This is a genomic window from Fodinibius salicampi, assembly GCF_039545095.1.
In the GTDB taxonomy this organism is placed as follows: domain Bacteria; phylum Bacteroidota; class Rhodothermia; order Balneolales; family Balneolaceae; genus Fodinibius; species Fodinibius salicampi.
Genome location: NZ_BAABRS010000001.1, coordinates 280,098 through 301,710, shown reverse-complemented (window position 1 = coordinate 301,710; position 21,613 = coordinate 280,098). Strand labels below are relative to the sequence as shown.

The following is a 21,613-nucleotide window of genomic DNA, read 5'->3' as shown; positions in this document are numbered from 1 at the left end:
TTAACGGCTTTTTTATCAGGATTTTATCCATTCTTCCCAAAATTGAGACCAGAAATAAATTTTTTATATAAAGTTATTTTTATATAAACACCATAAGTTATTTAATACCAGTGTATTATACTACCATAAATAGGTATGATAAATTGTCTGCTTAAGGGTATATTTCCAAAAACCTAAATTATTTAGGTAAAATTAAAAGGTCTTAAAATTAGGTCTATATACTATTTTTTATTTCTATAAGTAATTGTTATTACTATATTTATAGAAATAATCATCTAGAAATTAATATTAAGTTCATAAATTCTATTTTTCCCTGCCTAAATAATTTAAGCCACTCTCAATATCGTGCATTAAAGATATATATATTATGTATTAACTAATATCTGTAACCTGTTACTTCACAATATATTAAGACATATTTTTATACCTGATTATATATATTTGCTTTATTTATTTTATGCTTTCTTTTACCAAAATTACCCCCATAATATTCTATTTTTTAATAGAAGCTCATAACCTATTGCAGCCCAAATAGTTATGATAGTTTTTCTCTTGTTATATTTATTAGTTATGTCTACTCTGTCAAAATGACTGATCAAGCTTAAAGTGAGTATCCGGGTCTTACTTTGGGTAGTAATATTTACCTCCTTCTTAGTTAGTCAACCAAACAGCCACAAAAAATATAGCCAGGGAATTGCAACTTCTATTTTGGGTAAATAAATAATTCAGACTTACCGAATTACTATTGCGGAATAGCCTTTATTTTTTATTACTATTGGCTATATCAAATCAACAAAAAACACTTTTTTAATCCTTAAATCTGTATCCATGAATGCCCAACAGATCACGGAGAAATATCACCTACCCGTCTACAATCGATTTCCACTTACCCTGGTGAAAGGTCAAGGTACAAAGGTCTGGGATGAGGACGGAAATCAGTACCTCGATGCCCTGGCTGGCATCGCTGTAAACAGCTTGGGACACTGCCACCCCAAGGTGGTTAAAGCCGTCCAAAAACAGTCCGCTGAGTTAATGCATATTTCAAATTTTTATTACAGTAAATCGCAGGCGGAACTACTGCAACTGCTTACTGAAATATCCGGGATGAGTCACGGTTTTCTCTGTAACAGTGGAGGTGAAGCGATGGAAGCTACTCTTAAGGCAGCAAGGCTATTTGGAACCCAAAATCACAAAAAAGGACCGATTATAACGGTAAAAAACGCTTTCCATGGCCGTACAGTAGCTACAATATCCATGGGCATGGATAAGTATACTAAAGGATATGATCCCCTCTTAGAAGGCTTTTATGAGGTCGATTTTAATGATATTTACGCATTAAAAGCCAATTTTAATGATCAAACTCTGGGAGTGGTCTTGGAAACCGTACAGGGTTCAGGAGGATTACAGATCGCCTCCCCAAAATTTATACAGGAAATTAGAAATCTTTGCGATCAGCACAATGCCCTGTTTATTGTGGATGAAGTACAGACCGGAATGGCCCGCACGGGACGGATGTTTAGCTTTGAGCACTATGAAATACAGCCCGATATTATTGCGGTAGCTAAGGCCATGGGCGGAGGCTTTCCCATCGGCGGTATGCTTTGCCAGTCAAAAGTTGCTCAGTCCATGTACTATGGAGCCCACGGCAGTACCTATGGAGGAAATCCCCTGGCCTGTGCTGCTTCCCTTGCTGCTATTAAGACTATCCTCGATGAAAATCTCTCGGAGGCAGCAAAAGAAAAAGGTGTATTCCTAAGACAGAAAATTCGTAATCTTACTCAAGATCTTCCATCGGTGAAGGATATTCGGGGTAAAGGACTCATGATTGGTGTGGAGCTCGCCTTTGAAGGGCGTCCGGTAGTAACTGCAATGATGGAACAGGGAGTTCTCTCGAACTGTACCAGTGGTAATGTAATTAGACTGATTCCTCCCCTGATTATCAGTGAAGAAGAACTGGATACTCTGGCCCATGTGCTTGCCCACTCCATTAAAAAAACAGCTCCGGATATAACAAATTGATTACTTTTCAGTTATTATACCTGAATGATCACTGAATAAAATACTATTTATTGGCAAAAAGGAACCTTACATATCGCCGGTTTTTCTTACTCCTCCTTTTCTTTGGGGTGATCCCAACAATCACCTTTGCTCAAGAAACAGATACTACTAGGCAAGAAATTGAACCTGAGCAGGAAGAACGGAAGCTGAATATGCAGTCTAAATTTGACCGTTCAATGTCGGGGGGCATTATGAGTGAAATGGGCAGTTATGAAGTTCCCAGTGAAACGGAATACTATACTCCCCCTTTTAAGGGTCAGGAATATCTTGATATGGCCGTAGAAGCCTATCGCAAAGAGCTGGAAAGAAGTATCGGTCCCGACTGGATGTGGCAGTTTATGAAAACGGTGGCTCCCTATATCAATAACCAGTTTGAATTCGGAGTCTACCAAATATATGATTTACCTATAGTAGATCGCGACAACCCGCTTTTTCAATCAGATAGTAATAATAAAAAGCGGGAATAAAAGAACTGTTCCCGATTTTTTATCTTGTTGTCCTCCCGGGATGTGCCCTAAAGATATTCGGCTGGGCAAGATCCTGAAAAAAGCCCGACTACACCAAGGTTTCGTCGGACAAGTTCTTTTAGATTATAACGTTGATATAGGATTTGAATTGTTCAATGTGAGAACCACAACTGGTTTCGATATGAAACGTTTTTCTGTAATTAGAAATAAGATGTCACCCTGTACTTAACGATTACTATCCAAAACAGGTCTCAAACACCGATTGCACCTGCTCTAAATCTTGATCTGTAATCTGAAAATGGAACGTAGCTCGCAATGTATTGGGACCAAATGGGACCAGCCGTATCCCCTCTTCTTCCAGTCGCTCTACCGCAGACACAGCTGATTCATCCAATACATCAAAAATTAAAATATTGGTCTCTACTGAATCCAAGCCTATGGCAAACCCCGAGCATCCCTCAATTGTTTCTGCCAGCTCCCGAGCCCGACGGTGATCCTCTTGCAGCAATGGAAGATGTTCTTCGATAGCATAACCCGCCGCCGCAGCTAGCATCCCTATCTGGCGCATACCACCGCCCCACATCTTACGCATCCGGCGCGCCTGATCAATATTTTTTTGGGTGGACAAAACCATCGATCCCACCGGGGCTCCCAGACCCTTACTAAAGCAAACCGACATAGTATCGGCAATACTGCCGTAAAATTCCGGTTTAGTTCCCGTAGCTATCATTGCATTCCAGATACGAGCTCCGTCGAGATGCACTACCAAATTCTGCTTATCAGCAAATGTACGTATCCTCAGCAATTCCTCCTCCGTATAGCAGCACCCTCCTCCCTTGTTGGTTGAGTTCTCTATCGATAAAACTTTCGTTCTAGGCTCCCAGTCATGAGTCCCACGTAGCCTGTCCTGCAAATCATCTACCGAAATCTTACCTTTGTCTCCCCGGATGGGAGTCAGCTGTACCGACGAAAGGTGTGCTGCTGCCGTAGATTCATAATTAATGATATGTCCTGCTTCTTCAATCAGTACTTCCTCCCCCGGGTCCGTGAGTACCTTTATGCTCAACTGGTTGCCCATTGTACCACTGGGAACAAACAAGCCTGCTTCAAAGCCGAACATTCGTGCTACCTTTTCTTCTAAAGCATTGGCAGATGGATCTTCCCCGAATACATCGTCTCCAACCTCGGCATCGGCTATGACTTTACGCATTTCGGTTGTAGGCTTCGTTACCGTATCACTTCTCAAATCGATCATATCAAAAAATGAACTATGCTATCTTTGAGTTTATTCAATGTTATTTTGTTTTACCGATAATCCTCTGGAAGTTTTCTGTATCGATGTTTGTACCGCAAACAATAATTCCTACATTCTTTCCAATAACTTTATCCGCAAGCGGACCTACTGCTGCGGCCAGCGCCGATGCCCCGGCGGGTTCTACTGCCAGCTTCAATTCTTCAAACATCGTACGCATCATCTGGGCCATCTTCAGGTCGGTAATGGTTACCACTTTATCCACAAAACGCTGACATAAACTAAAGCTGTATGGTGCCGCATGGGGTGCACCGAGACTGTCGGCAATAGTATCGACCTTCTCTATCTCTACCGGCTTTCCGGCTTGTAAACTCTGACTCATACTATCGGCTCCTACCGGTTCTACACCGTACACTTTGCAATCCGGATTGAGCTGTTTTACCGCCGAAGCGATTCCCGCACAAAGTCCCCCACCCCCGATGGGTACGATAACCGCATCCAGCATAGGGATATCCTGGCAAAGCTCTAACCCTACTGTAGCCGTTCCTAGGGCCGTTTGCTTTCCCTCAAAGGGATGAATAAATGCTCGTGATTCTTGTTCTTCAATCTCTTTAACCCACTCAAATGCCACATGCACATCATCGACCAACTCCACTACGGCTCCTTGCGACTTACACTTTTCCACCCGGAAGTTATTAGCGGTTTTGGGCATTACCACTTTGGCGGTAGTACCAAGAGATTTGGCCGCATAGGCGACTGCGATAGCGTGATTACCGGCACTTACGGCCGTAACTCCTTTTTCCAACTGTTCTTCAGTCAAATCCAGCATATTCATAAGAGCTCCCCGAGGCTTAAAACTGCCGGCATATTGAAAGAGCTCAAGCTTCAAAAAAATATTCGTTTCTTTACTTAAAAGCTGATCTGCCACGTCACCCTCCCACTCCCAAACGGGCGTACGACGCACTTTCTCACCCAGCTTTTCCCGTGCTTGCTCTATTCTTCGGGGTGTGGGTATTTCAATGGTATCCATCTATTTATATCTGAACTTAATTGAACTAACATTTTTGTTTACTAAGTAATGAGATAAGAAGAATATGGTAGAAATGGAAACACAGCAAAATATTTTTGTAAGTCTTTGGGTATTCTCCAAAGGTTCATTGAATAGTCGGAAATCCTGTAAGACGACTGCGGTATTAAAGAAGTGGGCTGACAATGTAATCTACTACAAACACCATTAAAAAAATAGCAACCCAATGTATCCGTCTTATAAGCATCACTATTTAATATAGAATATGAGCTCTCAAATTCATTATTCTGATGGTAGAATAAATCCGATGCTCACCCCGATTTTGGGATAAATATGTCCCTTGGCAATAACCGGAGTAAACGCAGCTTTAAAGGTCAATTTGCCTGCTTCCTTAGGTAAATAGCGATAGCCAAAGGAAGCTGCCAATCCCGGAGGGTCAGGCACAGAGACATCAATATTGGTTATATTGGACTCTCCTAGCATGATCCCAAATGAGGATTCGAATTTATGAGGTCCCTCCCCAGTAACATATTCTCCCATGAGGAGAATAACCAAAAGATCGGTTCCAAAATATGAGTTCCCAGTACTTTGTGAACGGTAGGTTTCCTCTGGCAGATACGCTCCTCCTATTCGAAATCCCCATCCACTGTCGAAAATGGCATCATAATTTGCCGTATAGATACTGCCAGGACCACCTAATTCCAGGTATATACTTTGTACGGGGATATCCATATTTGATGCAGTACTACCGATTGGCTGAGAATATACCGCTGGTATAGAAGCCAGCGATTGGAGAAACAGTAGCAAAAGTGGAATAACTTTTTTCAACAAAATGATTCTGAAGTTTTATAAATATGATTAGTAACCAACCTACCTCTATAAAAACTATTTTTACCGCAAGTATTAAATGCGCTAACCTTTCTCATTAATACTTCCACCCGATGAGATTTTGAATAATATCCAGATCGGGAGCATTTTTAATTTTCAGCGTATCATCTAACTCCGAGGCCATATAATCCATCGCCGGATCGATCCATGCTTCACTTTGTCCATCGCGTTCTTCAATCATCAGGGCCATTTGATAGAGGTGAATAAGTTCTTCAAAAAGCGGCTTGGCAGTGGATTCAACAACCTCCCGATCATCTGTATCGTTTAATTCCTTCCAGACCGCGAGAATTTTATCTAGTTTATCCTGCATTAATGAACCGTAATTTTGAGACCGTTCTGCAGTGCCGCGAATCTTATCGATAATAATATCCAATCCCTCCGATTTTTGAGTCGCCCGCAATATATCCAGTACAATAATATTACCCGATCCCTCCCATATAGGCAGTACATTAATGTCTCGAAGTAACTTAGGCATTACAAAATCTTCAATATATCCGTTACCGCCCATCAACTCCATGCACTCCCGCACGATATAAACGGCCTGTTCGGCCGAGCTCCATTTAGCCATTGGGATAAGAGTCCGTAGCAATTCCTTCTCTTTTTGGTTGCCCTGCTCCGCGCTATCCATTGCCCGGATGGCTCGCCAGGTCAGCAGAAAATCGGACAAATAGAGCGACCCGATCTCATGGAATTTTTGCCGTATTAACGCATGTTCAACAGCCTTTTTTCCAAAAGTAATACGATGATTTAAATACTCGTAGCTCTCAATAATGGCCCGGCGGATGCCTGCAACGGCCCCAACTGCATTATAAATCCGAGAGATATTGATCATCTCTGTCATCACCTTGAATCCTCTATTCTCTTCACCCAGACGAATACCGATGGTATCCTCTAATTCCACTTCCCCGGTTGCCATCGAACGCACCCCCAATTTTTCTTTCAGGCGTATAATATTCATCGGATTTCGGCTTCCATCGGGAAGTTCCTTTTCCACTAAGAAAAGCGACAGTCCGCGCGTACCATCCTCTGCGTTTCCTGTTCGTGCCAGTGCCATAATCACCTCCGCATTAACATTACTACAAAACCATTTTTCACCATTCAGCTTATACTTTCGTCCGGATACTTTATCCGCGGTGGCTATATTCCGTCCCACATCCGAACCGCCGGACTTTTCGGTTAGAAACATAGCGCCGGTATTAAGTAAGGCGCCCTTGCAAGCCGACAATTTAGGCAATAACCGCTTTCGGATATCCTCAGGAGCATATTGATCCACCAAGTGTGCTACTCCATCGGTCATACAAAGTGGACAGTATACCCCAATTTCACTCATCCCATACAACTGTCCCGCTGCAAAGCCCAACGCATGCCGATTTCCTTCAAAGCGTTCCCGCAACTCCGGATTATATTTTACGTAGAACATTTCAGACTCGGCAGCAATATCCATCAGTTTCCAGTACGCAGGATGAAATTGAACGGCATTAATCGTCTCTCCAAATTTTGTTCGTTTCTTAAGCTCAGGCCGCTGTTGGTCAGCTTTTAATGAAAGGGGATTCATGCGGGTTGCGGCCTGCTGACCAACACGTTCCAGCTTAGGAGCCATATATTCCAAGACGGAATCGGGAACGTGTTTTCGCAGATAATGCCGGAAAATATGATCGCTCTTAAAAAAATTAGTGCTGCTTCTGGCATCGTCAGTAAGCACTTGGTTAGAAAGATCTCTCATAGTGATAAATTTATTATTTGAACAAAATAGGCTACTATTGTTAAGTAAAATCATTCGTATTCAACAATCAATCACTTTCATGCGATATCGATATTATACATATATATCAGCATTTTTTTTGTTATTGATCTCTACTCTATTGCCTCATAGCATGGAGGCCAAGTCATATACTATTCCGGAAATCCGGGTAGAGGTTGCTGTTCAGGAAGACGGTACCATCCATATTACAGAACATCGCACCTACTATTTTGACGGCTCTTTTTCCTGGGCCGATTACCGCCTTCCTTTGCAGGGATATACCGCTATCAAAGATATCCGTGTCAGGGAAAATAATACGGCTTTCATCAACCAAAACAGTGAAGAGCCGGGTACATTCCAGGTACAGCGGGGTGATGAGCAGATACGGATACAATGGTTCTATGACGCCAATGATGAACAACGCACCTTTTCCATATCCTATACACTGGAAGGTGCGGTTGTAGTTGGATCTGAATGGGTGGAATTCTTTTGGAATTATATCAGTGCCGACCGAGACCAAGACACAGAAAGGCTGCATATAGAAATGAAGCTGCCGCAATCCGTAGGATCTGATTCCATTTATAGCTGGGAACGCGGTCCAGCGAACAAGATTACACTCACCAATACAGAAAACGGTTATCTCGTGACTGCCAAAAACCTGAACGAGGATGAGTCGGTCAAAATCCGAAGTGTCTTCCCAAGGTATATATTTAATCAGCAGGATGTCACAACTACCAATTCAGATTTTACGCTTGCCTTAGCTCGGGAGGATGAACAGCAATATCAGCAAGCTTTAGCGGAACAACAAGAGCAGGACGACCGTTATGCTCAATATGGACGGCAGCTGACGATTCTCACATCCCTGCTGAGTATTGCTGCTTTTCTATTTTTCTATCGGAAATATGGTAAGCGGTTCTCGACCAATATTTCATCTACAGAAACTATTATGACACCCGGCAGGCTGAAACCTGCTACAACGGGATGGCTGCTTCAGGGACGAAATATAAACAGCACCCACCTGATGGCAACACTACTGGATCTGGCACGACAGGGTCAATTCATTATTAAGGAAGAGAAATCCGAAGAAGGATGGTTTGGCAGCGAGAAAAAACGTTTCCGTATTGAAAAAACAGAAACCACTTTCCCAGATGAACTGACCGATTGGGAATCCAGTTTATCATCTTTTGTGTCTGAGCAGATTGGCGGGGGAAATAATTATATTGATGAACTTTTCTCGGATAGCAGTTATAGCTCATCTAAATGGTTTTCGAACTGGAAGAAACAGCTCAATGATTATTGTCGGGCAAAAAATTGGTATGACAAAGAAAGTTATAAAGGCGCATATAGCAATGCAGGGGTCCAGTTCTTTTTGTTGATCCTCGCTATTCTGGCTACTTATTGGGCAGGCCCTTTAGGTATTGCCTCACTTGCTATAACATTTGTCTTATTGGTGAGTTCCGTAGCAATAATTCGCCGCACTGCTGAAGGAGAACAAACCTATAAACGCTGGAAGGCCTATAAAGAGGGACTTAAAAATGCCAAAGCCCATTCTATTGGTAACGATATCCTTGATAAACATGTAATCTATGCTGTCGCGTTTGGCTTATCCAAGAGTCAAATAAAAACCATTATCGAAGAAAATAATCCCTCTTCTTCCGCTTTTGTTTGGTTGATGATATATCCGAGCGGCGCCCGTTCATCCGCGGATATTGCCAACTCTTTCAGTACCCTCAGCGCCACCGGCACAACTTCCTTTCCCGGTTCTTCTTCCGCTGGTACGGCGGGCGGTAGTGGTGCTTCAGCCGGTGCGGCCGGAGGCGGAGCAGCCGGAGGAGCTGGTTAAAAATGGCGAACGACTGCTGATTGAACTAACAAACAGCTCTTTTAATGTTCATAGAAACCTTCGCCCGTTTTATCACCCAGCTTACCGGCATCAACCATTTTAACCAGCAATGGACATGGGCGATATTTGGGATCTTTAAAGCCATCATGCAGTACGTTTAGAATATCCAGACAGACATCCAAGCCAATAAAGTCGGCCAGTCTTAGTGGTCCCATGGGATGAGCCATACCCAATTTCATAACCTGGTCCACATCTTGGGGCTCTGCAACGCCTTCATATATACAATAAATAGCTTCGTTGATCATGGGCATCAGCACACGATTAGATACAAAACCTGGATAATCAGCTACTTCAACCGGATTCTTGTCAAGCAACCTCGCCGTTTCCGTAATAGTATTTACTGTTTCCTCATTCGTATCAAGCCCCCGCACAACTTCCACCAGTTTCATCACCGGAACCGGATTGAAAAAATGCATCCCGATAAACTGTCCTGGACGTGAGGTAGTTGCGGCCAATTTGGTAATAGAGATGGATGAAGTGTTAGTGGCTAAGATGGTTTTATCCAGTGCAGCCTGGTCAACTTCCGCAAAAACCTTTTTCTTAAGTTCAAAATTTTCGGGCACAGCCTCCACAACTAAATCGACTTTAGCCACGGCCTCAGCCGTATCAGTAAATGTGATTATACGATCAAGCGTCTCCTCCTTCTTAGATTCATCTATTTTTTCCTTGGTGACCATCCGATCCAAATTTTGGTCAATGGTGGCTACTGCTTTATTCGCCAGCTCCTGGTTCATTTCGACCAAGTGAATAGTTATCTCATTCATAGCAAAAACGTGACAAATGCCATTGCCCATTGTGCCGCCGCCAATGACTGCTGCTTTTTTTATATCCATTGCTCTGCTTTTTTGACTGATTATTTTAACTTATCCATGCAGAGAGTATCAAATTTCTACGGCATTTTCAATGGCTTCCGTTCTGACATTCATCCATAACTTTGCTACCTTCCTTTTTGAATTGTTAATAAAAGCTTCTATTTCATGAGAAAGTTTTTCGGTATTTTTACCGGCCTTTTAATTTTATTATCAGGCACTATTGCTATTGGCATCTACTGGACGTTCTATCGTCCTCTTCCTGAATACAATATTACCTTAGAACAGCCGGAACTCAATCAGCCGGTGGACCTGTATTGGGATAGTCATGGCGTTCCGCATATTTACGGCCAAAATAAAGAAGACCTTTACTACAGCCTGGGCTATGCACATGCCCAAGACCGCCTGTGGCAAATGACCGTCACCCAGATGGCAGCAGAGGGACGCTTTGCGGAGTTCCTGGGTAAAGATTTATTGCCTCTTGATATTACCCAACGGACGCTGGGCTTTTGGCGAATGGCTCAAAAGATAGAAACTACCCTGTCAGATTCCACCAGATCCTATTTAGAAGCCTATTCCAAGGGGGTTAATGCTTATGCTGATCAGCATCCTAAAAGCTTACCCATACAGTTTTCACTGACCGATATGGAACCCATCCCATGGACCCCCACTCATTCCGTTGCACTAGCCCGGATGATGGCCTGGGAACTAAACCTTGCCTGGCGTTCAGAGCTTACGTATGCCTACCTATTTGAACAACTCCCGGGGAATCAATTTCAACAGATCCTGCCGGACAATCGATTTTTTAATTTTGAGACCGCTGCAGACACTACGGATAGCCTGACGACAACCCTGCTTCCCTTTCTTAAAAATGATCAGCGAGTACGGCACATTATTGGGGCTCAGGGCACCCATACAGGCAGTAATGCCTGGGCCGTAAATACGGATAAGTCTACTACCGAATCACCATTATTAGGTGGGGATCCACACCTTGCACTTAGTATTCCCGGTAAATGGTATGAGGTGCATCTTAATGTGAATGACCAAAATTTGTCGGGAGCGACTATTCCCGGGGCTCCGATGGTGGTATTGGGACGTAACGATCACCTGGCATGGTCACTTACCAATATTATGCTCGATGATACTGATTTCTTTGAGGAAGCCATCGATCCCGATAATCCAGATGAATATCTGCTTGATTCCCTGGCCGGAGAACCACTCTATGAATCCTTTGAAGAACAGCAAGAGGTTATTCCCATAAAAAATGAGGGGGACACGGTATTTACACGCCGCCTTACCAAACACGGTCCGGTTATATCAGATATTTATCCCGACCAACAACTTATTGGGGACCGGGTTATTACCATGAAATGGACCGGGCATGAAGTCAGTAATGAAGTAGAAGCGTTGCTGGGCATGAACTGGGCCCAGTCATTTGAGGCTTTCCAAAAGCATGCCCGTGATTTTAAAGTTCCCGGCCAACATTTTGTATATGCTGATCGGGATGGGAATATTGCCCGACTGGCTTTGGCCAACGTGCCAGTCAGAGATAATAATCCTATTCTCTTTCGGAAGGGCTGGGATCCTTCACAGGATTGGAGAGGATATGTGCCCTATGAAGAGCTTCCCTCGGAGATAAATCCCGACCGGGGATGGGTCGCAAACGCCAACCAAAAACCGGTGAATGATAATTATCCGCATTATCTTTCCATTTACTGGGAAGATAACGCCCGTTATAATCGTATTACCCAGTATATGGCAGAAAATGAGCAACTTTCCCCCGAAATTTTCCAGCAGATGCAAAACGACAGCCGTTCTCTTTACGCAAAAAAATTGATGGACCAGATCTTTCCGGTATTAAAGAAACATCCCGACCGTTTCGATACGGTAATCTCTTATCTCGAAAACTGGGATTTTTCCTATAACCAGTCTGAGACAGCGGCATCCATTATGGATGTTTTTATGCTCCGCCTTTCCCAAAATACCTTTGCCGATGAGATGACAGAGCCGGTATATGAAAGCTTTATAAAATTTACGGCCATTCCGGAACGTATACTAATACGTCTATTGCAAGACGGCAGCTCATTCTTTGATAATATCAACACGGATGAGCAGGAAACAAGAGAACAAATCATAAATCGCAGCATGGACCAAACCATTTCTTTTCTAAGGAGCCGGTTCGGTCCCGAGCCGTTTGAATGGCGCTGGGAACAACTCCACACTATTACGCTTAAGCCCGAGCTATTGGGTGAAGCGGCCGAACAGCCAGAGGCGCCTTCAGCATTAAAAATAATTGTAGAGAACCTGCTGAGCATCGGACCTCTTCCCGTCAGGGGTCATAGTTCAACGCTTAATAACGGAGAATACGACTGGAATGATCCTTATGAAATGACTTTAGGTCCCTCCATTCGCCGTATTATTGACTTTTCAGAACCCGGTTATACCCTTTCGATTCTTCCAACCGGGCAATCAGAGAATCCATTTTCCCCCTATTACGGCAACCAAACTCAAAGCTGGATTGAGGGACAGTATAAACGGCTTTACAGGGACAGCACTTTCTTTAATAATGCAGCATATGAGACGATGCGGCTACTACCTATAAACTAAAACAACCACAAAATCTCATAAATACCATTGACTTGACAGCCGCTTTGAGCTATGTTTCCGTTTCGATATTTATCAATGTGATCAATCCTTTTAGATATCCTCTACACACCACTTATGCCTCAATTTCATCATAATATCATTAAAATATGCACCGCTCTGGGGTCGACTATAATAATACTTCTATTTATACAGGCGTGCTCTTTTGAAAAGCTGGAGGGAGCAACGAAGGCTTATGCCCAGGATATTCCTGATGCAAATTACAAGTTACCCGTTACTATCACCGATTCAGTCGATACACTGCATAAAAAGAAAGAGATTCAAGTCGATTCCCTATTGAACAAACTTTCGCTCCGGGAAAAAATCGGACAACTTTTCTTCGTTCGTGCCCAGGGATATTTTCAAAACGTTAACGATGAAGATTATCGGGAACTGGCTTCTTTGATTAAACAATATCATGTAGGAGGTATTGTTTTTTTTAAAGGCTCGGTTTACGGTCAGGCGGTGCTCACGAATCAATTACAGGAGATCAGTGGTTTACCTCTTTGGATAACCCAGGATATGGAGTTTGGAGCGGCCATGCGGGTGGAGGGTACCACGCGCCTGCCTCCGGCAATGGGCATTGCCGCAACTCAAAACCCAGATTATGCCTACCTGGCGGGAAGGATTACCGCACAGGAAGCCAAAGCGCTGGGCGTTCACCAGGTTTTTGCTCCTGTATTGGATGTAAATAACAATCCCCGTAATCCGGTAATCAATGTACGCTCGTTTTCAGGAAAGCCGGATACCGTTGCCCTGTATGGACAGCGTTTTATGGAGGGAATCCAGTCACAAAACATTATTGCTACCGGCAAGCACTTTCCCGGCCACGGCGACACGGATACCGATTCCCACTATGCTCTTCCTGTAATAAACCATGATTATGAACGGTTAGAGGAGGTGGAACTGGTTCCTTTTAAAAAAATGATAGATAGCGGCATTCAAAGCATTATGAGTGCTCATATTGCCTTCCCCAATATCAGTGATAATCCTAACCTTCCCGGTACGCTGGATCCCTCTATTCTTCGGCGCATCTTGGTTGATTCCCTTAATTTTAAAGGGCTTATCGCTACCGATGGACTCGAAATGCGGGGAATATCCGCCCATTTTTCGCCTGGTGAAGCGGTTATCCGATCTCTCAAGGCCGGGGCTGACATGATGCTGCTAAGCCTTGATGAAATTTCGGCCATACAAGAAGTGGAGCGGGCAGTAGAAAGAGGAATACTTACGGAAAATCGCATTAATCGCTCGGTGCGTAAAATCCTGAAAAAAAAGAAACAAGCGGGTCTCTTTGAGCAAAGGAAAATCGATATTAATCAGCTGAATATTGCGATAAGCAATCCCGAGAATAGAGAAATAGCAAATGAAATTAGCCGAAAATCACTAACACTCCTAAAAAATGAGAGGGGAATGCTCCCAATACAGCCCAATCGTTATTCCCGTATTCTGCTACTTTCGGTTACCGACAACGATAATGAGGAAAGAGGAGCAGCACTGGCCTATGAAATGCGTAAATATCACCCCGCTGTACGGCACCGGGTCTTTCATCGTAATATAAGTGCTGAAGATCGTCAGGATATTATTCAAAGTGCACAATGGGCAAATCTTATTATCATTGGCTCCCATGTTTATATCAATTCGAGTGGTGGGCACCATTTTGATGCAGCCCAGCGGCGTCTAATCCATTCGTTACCCGATGGTACTCCAAAAGGGGTTATCACTTTTGGGAATCCTTACGCGGTTGGAGATCTTCCGAATGCCCGATTTCACCTGCTGGCCTGGCAGGGATCCGACTTACAACTGCGTAATACCGCCCCTGCCCTCTTTGGCGCCTCAAATATAGGGGGCAGGTTGCCCATTGAAATTCCGGGTTCCTATGGCATTAACAGGGGATTATCGCTTCCACAGACTACCATACGATTCGGGGACCCCCAATCAGCGGGGCTTTCAAGTGATTCCCTCTATAAAATCGATACCATCATGCATGATGCAATTTTTGATTCAACCTTTCCCGGAGGCGTGGTAACGGTTGTTAAAGATGGCGTGGTCGCTTACCAAAAAGGATTTGGGTATGAAACCTACGAGAAACATAATCCGGTTAACAAATCTGATATCTACGATCTCGCCTCACTGACAAAAGTGACCGCTACCACTCCGGCCATGATGAAACTCATCGATGAAGGAAAGATTAACCTTGATGACAAAGTTTCCTCATATTTTCCTGAGTTTAACAAAGGAAAGAAACAGGATATCACCATCCGCCATCTTTTACTACACACCTCAGGCCTGCCTGCTTATCGCGTTTATGTAGATAAGCTTAAATCCCGCAGTGCAATAGTAGAAGCCATTAAGAATGAACCGCTTATCAATGAACCCGGAACCACTTATGAATATAGTGATCTGGGTTTTATCCTAATGGGCGAAATTGTAGAAAAGGTTACCGGCAAAAGACTGGATCGATACATGCGGGATACCTTTTACTCGCCCATGGGAATGAATAGTACCTATTTTAATCCCCGGGATGTCGGACAGTGGGTCTCAAATCGTATCCCTCCCACGGAAATCGATACTATATATCGCCAAAAGACCATACGGGCCGAAGCACATGACGAACGCGCATATTATATGGATGGAGTGGCGGGTCACGCCGGACTTTTCTCGTCCGGATCTGACCTGGCAGCTTATACTCAGATGCTACTTAACGGGGGGACCTATGGCGGACAACAATATTTGTCTCCCGCTATTATCAATTCTTTTACCCGCAAACAGTCGGAGTATGTAAACCGTGGACTGGGTTTTGACCGAAAAGACGAAGATTCCAGTTCAGCGGGATCGCTTACCAGTGAAAAAACGTTTGGTCATACCGGATTTACCGGTACCAGTTTTTGGGTTGACCCGGAGCATGATCTGACAATTATTATTCTTACGAACCGCGTCTATCCGTATCGGTCATATGGACGGAATATTAGTAAAATAAGAGCAGCGGTGGCCAATGCTGTAATCACTTCAGTTATTGATTAATGGATCTTCTTCAAAGATACGAACATAGTTATGTGCCCTATTCTCATCAGCCGGAACTCGCTTTGGTACGTGGTCAAGAGGGAGAGTATTTCCCGGGTATACGAATAGAAAATATTTCGTATCCTCTTTCCATTACGGCTGCACAAAATGCGCTTTTTTGCTGTATTAGCGAAGGGAAAAAGCCGGACAGGCTACTGACTACAAACCCGGAAGACCCCTTTCTTCCCTTATGGAAGAAAGAGTTTAATATATCAGTGGAAAAGCTTGATACAGAAAACCCACCAGATATCGTCCTTGCTGAAATCATCCTACATGATCATGACACCCCCGATCAACTTTTAATCAATTTGCTGGAGCGGGCACGGGTTCCGAACTCCAACTTCCCCGTTGCGGCACTGGCAGAAACAAACCAGGGATATATTGGAGGAGCTAATATTGAATGTACCTCATGGAACATGGGGCTTTGTGCGGAGCGCGTGGCTATTGCTAAAGCTCTGACTTATGATCTCAATATTAAAGCACTTCATATTCATTCCCGAGATGGAGATTATAGCAGCCCATGTGGGGCCTGCCGCCAGGTAATTATCGAACATATACCCGAAAAAAAGATATACTTACATCATTCCGATCATACGCGGTCCAACCATTTTGCCAAAGACCTGCTCCCTTTTAGCTTTCATTCAAATGCTCTTTCAAATTTATAGATTTTAAAAAATTATATGCGTTACCTTGCAGCACTTGATCATGATCACCTTGACAATGGGATATTTCTAACCGCTTTGGCTCGATCTCTGGCTCAACAGCAGCAAAGCGATAACAATATTCGCTCTATTATCGTACATACCGACAGCGAATATACTGAGCGCATTATTCAAACAGGTGTAATGCGTGAAGAAGCTACCATTCGAAGTCTCAAAGATCTAAACAAAAGACTGGTAGCGCTACTAGCAGATGAAGGCGTTTCCACTATTGGAATCAATCCCTATAAACGAAATTTTATTACCCTTAAGGATGGCAATTTACAACTCGACCGTACTTTCCTTGAGAACATTTCTGATCAGCCAGTACTTTTAATTTCAACATTAGTTCAGGATCTTGATCGTAATAAGGAAATTTCCGTTGAATTACCCAAGTTGTTATCCTTCTTGCAGAAAGAACTGAATAGCGATGAGCTGGTTATTTTTTCGAAATCAGACAAAGCCGAAATTTTCACCAATAATATGCCTTCAAAAATAAGCTGGGAGTCGATGGACAAAGAGTTCCGGAATGTCCAAATTCCCGATGAGTTCAGCAAACTAAATAGGCGGTGCTATTTAACTACGGCCCAGGATTTTGGTCAGTTTCCCAGCCTCGAAAATGCCATTTTGATTGTAGAATGAGCTTCATATTTCTTTTAGAACCTTATTTTTAAGGATAAATCCGGTCTAAATATGTAAAAAATCCTATTTATTGCATTAAAAAGGGCTTTTTACTTGACAGATCAATTCCATATACATAGATTCGACCTTATCGAGGCTGATGTTATATATCAGCATCGAACGATTTTGATAATATTAATTATAAAAAACGGAGTTATATAATGAGCCGATACGATGAAATGAACGAACTATTAGATCAGCTGGAACCTGACATCAATAAGTTCTATGAGAAGGGCAATAAAGCTGCCGGAACACGTGCCCGTAAAACTCTTCAGGCAATGAAGAAAAAAGCACAAGAGATTCGTATGGAAATTCAAGAGTGGAAAAATACTGGAAAAGTATAATCACTCTTTTCATTAATAAAAAAGGGATACCGTCATCAACGGTATCCCTTTTTTTATAGCTATCCATTGAAGACTATTTCCAGAAATAAATTCACCTCCAACTACTAACAAGGAGGAGTATTTTTACAAACAGACCAATATATTTTCTATATTATGCAAACGATTGTACAAACAGATGGATATGGAAATACAATGGTCCTATTTGATGATATTTGGGAGGGATTTTTGATAGTAAGCTACAGAGTTTTACATCGGTATAGGTAAATATATAACGACTTCTCCAAAATCTGTATAATCCTTTGGGAAATATAATCTTACTTGGTTTTCAAAAAAAATTAAGGAATATTTACCCTCATTCGAACAAGCGACAAAAAACAGGTTATTTTTTGCTTACTTGATTGTAGCGCAATACAATGTAGTCGGAATTTTGTTTCAATCCATATGCATAAGAAGATACGCTTAACTTAAATTATTCAGATTTTTACATTATGAACAAACTTTTTGATTTAACGGGCAAAACTGCAATTGTAACCGGTGGTAATGGAGTATTGGGGGGAGCAATGGCCGAAGGAATTGCCCAGGCGGGAGCCAAGGTAGGTATCCTGGGACGCACCCGCGAGACAGTTGAAGAACAAGTCGAGACGATAAAAAGTAATGGCGGTGAGGCATTATCATTAATTGCAGACGTTCTTAATGAAGAGGACCTCAAGGCTGCTAAACAAAAATTCTTAACTAAATGGGGGAAAATTGATATCCTCATAAATGCAGCCGGAGGAAATATTTCCGGGGCTGTTGTGGATCCCGACGACTCATTTCTGGATTTAGATAATGAAGCCTTCGAAAAAGTAGTAGATCTTAACCTGCATGGGTCCTATTATCCGTGTAAAATATTCTCTGAGGAGATGATAGGTCAACAACAGGGGATCATTATCAATATTTCTTCTATGGCTGCACAAAAGGTTATAAGCCGGGTTATCGGTTATTCCGCGGCCAAAGCTGCTATAGATAATTTTACAAAATCCCTGGCGGTAGAACTGGCCAACAAGCATGGAGAAAATCTCCGCGTTAATGCTATTGCACCCGGCTTTTTTATTGGAAAGCAAAATCGTGATTTACTTCTCAATGAAGATGGGAGCCTGACCGATCGCGGACAAACAATTGTCGATCACACTCCCATGAATCGCTTTGGTGAGGCCGATGAATTAGTCGGTACAGCTATTTGGTTATGCAGTGATGCCTCAAAGTTTGTTACCGGTACTGTTATCCCCGTAGACGGTGGATTTAACGCCTTTAGTGGTATTTAATAAGCTTAGTTAGCTTTACTCACCTAAAAATAAGGGCCTAATATGACGGTCATAAAGGTTGTTGGTAACTCTGCTACCTACCTCTGACTCGTTTTCTTTTAATAGCTCAATAAAACCGGTTCCCTGTTCTGCTGCTATCTTATAAGAACAGTGCAGGAACTGTCTTAGTTGTGAGTCAAATTCCGGATGCTCGGGCCGGTGTTCTAATTTGGCAACAATGGTTGCTCCATCCCATCCCGCAAATTCATTCGGATCGGGTAACTGATTCTGATCGATCTTAATGACTGGCTTATAAGGACCGGTTAACTCGCCATATCTGGTATAGGCTTCCTTATAGATTGTTGAAACCATTTCCAGACCCTCTGGGCCGGATTCCGCCAATCCTATAAGTTCTTCCAGCCAGGTGGTTCCGGATGTTTTAAGGTGAACTCCCGCCTCATGTTTATTTAGCAGCGCGTGTATATGCGGATATAAAGAAAATTTATCACTTCCCGAATGAATACTAAGTTTTAGGCTATCCGGTAGATTAAAGGTCGTTACAGCATGGTCAATTACCAGGATATCCTGCTCAAATTCCTTTACGAACTGATCTAAATTTCCCACATAGTCGACCCCCTTATAAAAATCCCCGGTAAATTTTGGGGCAATAGTATGAATCTCAATATCTTCTTCTGCAGCCGTCTTTAGGATGAAATAAAGCTCTATAGGCGTTTGGGGAGTTTCCACTTCATCCATGGATATTTCATAGACTGCATCGCCATCTTTCTTCTTCGCGATATATTCATATATCGCTCTGGCCTCCTTTATAGCAAGCAAATACTGATCGGCCCAGTTACTTAAAAACGATTCCGTTACCTTGAAGCTCTCCTCAATTCCAGGAATTTTCAGATTTCCAATCAGTTCTTCGTTCTTCTGAAGGAATGCCTCCTTCGCTTCTGAATCACTTTTCTCTCCGATATAATCAGCCACATCAATGGTAAAAAAGTTAGAGCATGAAATATAGGGATCCACAATCTCCTTGGTAATATGATCGGCATCTACACAATAGCCGTCCGCCCAGTTAAGCGTGTCCACAGCATCGTCTGCCTCCTTGCGTACATCCTGGTGAGTGGTACCAATAATTTCGTGCTCCCGGTGTGATTTATTCCATACAGGAGTAATGGTAACCCCCTCCTCTTCTTTGGCCTTTAAAACGGATCTTAGTTGCGCTATCCCCTGCTGTCCAAACCGATCCCCGGTACCGAGTGAATACTTTCTAAGCATAATTATTTAGTAAAATTATAAATATGATTAATAATAATGTTTAACTGTAAACTACTTTAAGTAAGCGGTAAAGTAAAAATTTAAAACACAAAAAGCTTTATTTACTTCAATACTTAAAAAAGATGCATGCTATACCTTGGGCTCCCAACCGGACTCATAGTCCCGTCCCCAAAGTTGCATTGCTTCCCGATCATAAATACGACCGGTCGAAGAATCAACTTCTAAGCTTTTGCCCGTGCGATAGGCGATATTGGCCAAATGGCAAAGATCTACACTTTTGGATCCTTCATCAATGGGAGAATTTTGCTGATCTGATGTTCCCCGGATGGTATTCAGGAAATTAAGAATATGCCGGGTGGACATACTTCCGCCCCCACCCAAGGCCGTCCCCTGCTCGTTACCACCAGCAGATTTTTCTCGTACCAATTCTCCTTCCCGATCAAAAAGCCGGTAAATGCCTCTGTTTACAAAAACTGATCCTTCCGTTCCATAAATAATTGTTCCCCGGCCTGCACCATACGTCTGCAAGCTATTTCGGCTCTTTCCATCCCAATTGATCGTTTTGTCATCAGCATAGCGGAAAGTTGCATACATGGTATCATACATAGTCCATCCATCATCCTGAAAGTGCTGTTTAGCGGCGTCTACGTCAACCTGTTCAGGATAGTCAACCTGCAGGGCCCAGCGTGCGACATCAACCTCGTGAGTAGCGTTATTGCCGGTCTCAGCGGTTCCCCATTTCCAGCCGTACCAGTGCCAGTTATAGTCCCACGTATCATGATGGTAGGCTTCGCGAGGCGCCGGTCCCTGGAACAGCTCCCAGTTTAAATCTTCCGGCGGATCCTGCTGAACGGGATTTGGAACCTTTCCTCGCTGATTATTATAAAATGCCACCGCTTTGTAGGGTCTTCCAATAGCTCCATTGTGGATTTCATTAATAATTTCAATGGTATGAGGGGCCGAACGCTGTTGGTTCCCCATCTGTATGATCTTGTCATACTTTTGCTGGGCTGCTACAAGCATTTTACTCTCCTCCATGTTGTGACTGCAAGGTTTTTCTACATATACATGTTTTCCGGCCTGAACAGCCATTAAAGTCCCCGGCGCATGCCAGTGGTCAGGGGTGGCATTAAAAATGACATCCACTTCAGGATCCTCCAGTACTTCCCGGATATCATCCGTCTGCTTTGGCTCGGCATCTATCTCTTCCTTTTTCAACGCTTCAATCACTTTTGTGCGCTGGCTTGCTTTTACATCACAAAGCCAGCTTAGATTGGTATTGTAATCAGAGGAGAGAATCTCATAATAGGCGCCTACACGGCGACCACATCCCATGATCGCAATATTGATACGATCATTAGCTCCCATTACTCTGCCGTAACTTTTTGCGGATAATCCCAATGCTAATCCACCGGCGCCTAACGTTGCTTTTTTGATAAAATCTTTTCGTGATCCCATAATATTATTCTATATCT

General features: G+C 43.0%; 16 protein-coding genes. 9 read left to right on the top strand and 7 right to left on the bottom strand.

The window, feature by feature from the left end; translation table 11 throughout:
* The first annotated feature begins 828 nt into the window (after positions 1 to 828).
* Both ABEB05_RS01290 and ABEB05_RS01285 read left to right on the top strand, forming a co-directional pair.
* Positions 829 to 2,019 carry an aspartate aminotransferase family protein gene (locus ABEB05_RS01290; RefSeq protein ID WP_265786803.1) on the top strand — a complete coding sequence of 397 codons (1,191 nt, stop codon included), beginning with the start codon at positions 829 to 831 and terminating at the stop codon, positions 2,017 to 2,019.
* A 50-nt stretch (positions 2,020 to 2,069) separates the two neighbouring features.
* Positions 2,070 to 2,525, top strand: coding sequence for a hypothetical protein (locus ABEB05_RS01285; RefSeq protein WP_265786801.1), 456 nt, complete (start codon positions 2,070 to 2,072; stop codon positions 2,523 to 2,525).
* 235 nt (positions 2,526 to 2,760) lie between these two features.
* On the opposite strand, the gene ABEB05_RS01280 is transcribed toward ABEB05_RS01285, so the two are convergent.
* The 4 genes from ABEB05_RS01280 to ABEB05_RS01265 form a co-directional block, all read right to left on the bottom strand.
* Positions 2,761 to 3,780 (bottom strand): threonine aldolase family protein, encoded by a 1,020-nt coding sequence (locus tag ABEB05_RS01280; protein WP_265786799.1) that lies wholly within the window; start codon positions 3,778 to 3,780, stop codon positions 2,761 to 2,763.
* A 40-nt stretch (positions 3,781 to 3,820) separates the two neighbouring features.
* Positions 3,821 to 4,807 carry a threonine ammonia-lyase gene (locus ABEB05_RS01275; protein ID WP_265786797.1) on the bottom strand — a complete coding sequence of 329 codons (987 nt, stop codon included), beginning with the start codon at positions 4,805 to 4,807 and terminating at the stop codon, positions 3,821 to 3,823.
* A gap of 279 nt (positions 4,808 to 5,086) precedes the next feature.
* Positions 5,087 to 5,611, bottom strand: a complete 525-nt coding sequence (locus tag ABEB05_RS01270; RefSeq protein WP_265786796.1) for a hypothetical protein — start codon at positions 5,609 to 5,611, stop codon at positions 5,087 to 5,089.
* 118 nt (positions 5,612 to 5,729) lie between these two features.
* The gene (locus tag ABEB05_RS01265) at positions 5,730 to 7,415 is read right to left on the bottom strand and encodes an acyl-CoA dehydrogenase family protein (protein ID WP_265786795.1); all 1,686 of its coding nucleotides are present in this window, start codon (positions 7,413 to 7,415) and stop codon (positions 5,730 to 5,732) included.
* 79 nt (positions 7,416 to 7,494) lie between these two features.
* Here ABEB05_RS01265 and ABEB05_RS01260 point away from each other — a divergent pair, with 79 nt between their 5' ends.
* Positions 7,495 to 9,276, top strand: coding sequence for a DUF2207 domain-containing protein (locus ABEB05_RS01260; protein WP_265786794.1), 1,782 nt, complete (start codon positions 7,495 to 7,497; stop codon positions 9,274 to 9,276).
* Positions 9,277 to 9,317: 41 nt separating this feature from the next.
* On the opposite strand, the gene ABEB05_RS01255 is transcribed toward ABEB05_RS01260, so the two are convergent.
* Positions 9,318 to 10,163 carry a 3-hydroxyacyl-CoA dehydrogenase family protein gene (locus ABEB05_RS01255; protein WP_345694247.1) on the bottom strand — a complete coding sequence of 282 codons (846 nt, stop codon included), beginning with the start codon at positions 10,161 to 10,163 and terminating at the stop codon, positions 9,318 to 9,320.
* 150 nt (positions 10,164 to 10,313) lie between these two features.
* On the opposite strand from ABEB05_RS01255, the gene ABEB05_RS01250 reads away from it, so the two are divergent.
* The 6 genes from ABEB05_RS01250 (at position 10,314) to ABEB05_RS01225 (ending at position 18,875) form a co-directional block, all read left to right on the top strand.
* Positions 10,314 to 12,752, top strand: a complete 2,439-nt coding sequence (locus ABEB05_RS01250) for a penicillin acylase family protein (protein WP_265786792.1) — start codon at positions 10,314 to 10,316, stop codon at positions 12,750 to 12,752.
* 114 nt (positions 12,753 to 12,866) lie between these two features.
* Positions 12,867 to 15,809, top strand: coding sequence for a serine hydrolase domain-containing protein (locus ABEB05_RS01245; RefSeq protein ID WP_265786790.1), 2,943 nt, complete (start codon positions 12,867 to 12,869; stop codon positions 15,807 to 15,809).
* Positions 15,809 to 16,513 carry a cytidine deaminase gene (locus ABEB05_RS01240; RefSeq protein WP_265786788.1) on the top strand — a complete coding sequence of 235 codons (705 nt, stop codon included), beginning with the start codon at positions 15,809 to 15,811 and terminating at the stop codon, positions 16,511 to 16,513. The genes ABEB05_RS01245 and ABEB05_RS01240 overlap by 1 nt, the downstream gene beginning before the upstream one ends.
* 15 nt (positions 16,514 to 16,528) lie before the next feature.
* Positions 16,529 to 17,188, top strand: coding sequence for a hypothetical protein (locus ABEB05_RS01235; protein ID WP_265786786.1), 660 nt, complete (start codon positions 16,529 to 16,531; stop codon positions 17,186 to 17,188).
* 200 nt (positions 17,189 to 17,388) lie between these two features.
* A complete protein-coding gene (locus tag ABEB05_RS01230) occupies positions 17,389 to 17,571 on the top strand; it encodes a histone H1 (protein ID WP_265786784.1) in 183 nt (60 codons plus the stop codon).
* A gap of 488 nt (positions 17,572 to 18,059) precedes the next feature.
* Positions 18,060 to 18,875, top strand: coding sequence for an SDR family oxidoreductase (locus tag ABEB05_RS01225; RefSeq protein ID WP_265786782.1), 816 nt, complete (start codon positions 18,060 to 18,062; stop codon positions 18,873 to 18,875).
* 15 nt (positions 18,876 to 18,890) lie between these two features.
* Here ABEB05_RS01225 and ABEB05_RS01220 read toward each other — a convergent pair whose 3' ends face one another.
* Both ABEB05_RS01220 and ABEB05_RS01215 read right to left on the bottom strand, forming a co-directional pair.
* Complete coding sequence (locus ABEB05_RS01220) at positions 18,891 to 20,138, bottom strand: tagaturonate epimerase family protein (protein WP_265786780.1); 1,248 nt, start codon at positions 20,136 to 20,138, stop codon at positions 18,891 to 18,893.
* Between the two features lie 129 nt (positions 20,139 to 20,267).
* Positions 20,268 to 21,596 carry a Gfo/Idh/MocA family protein gene (locus ABEB05_RS01215; RefSeq protein WP_265786778.1) on the bottom strand — a complete coding sequence of 443 codons (1,329 nt, stop codon included), beginning with the start codon at positions 21,594 to 21,596 and terminating at the stop codon, positions 20,268 to 20,270.
* Positions 21,597 to 21,613 lie beyond the last annotated feature (17 nt).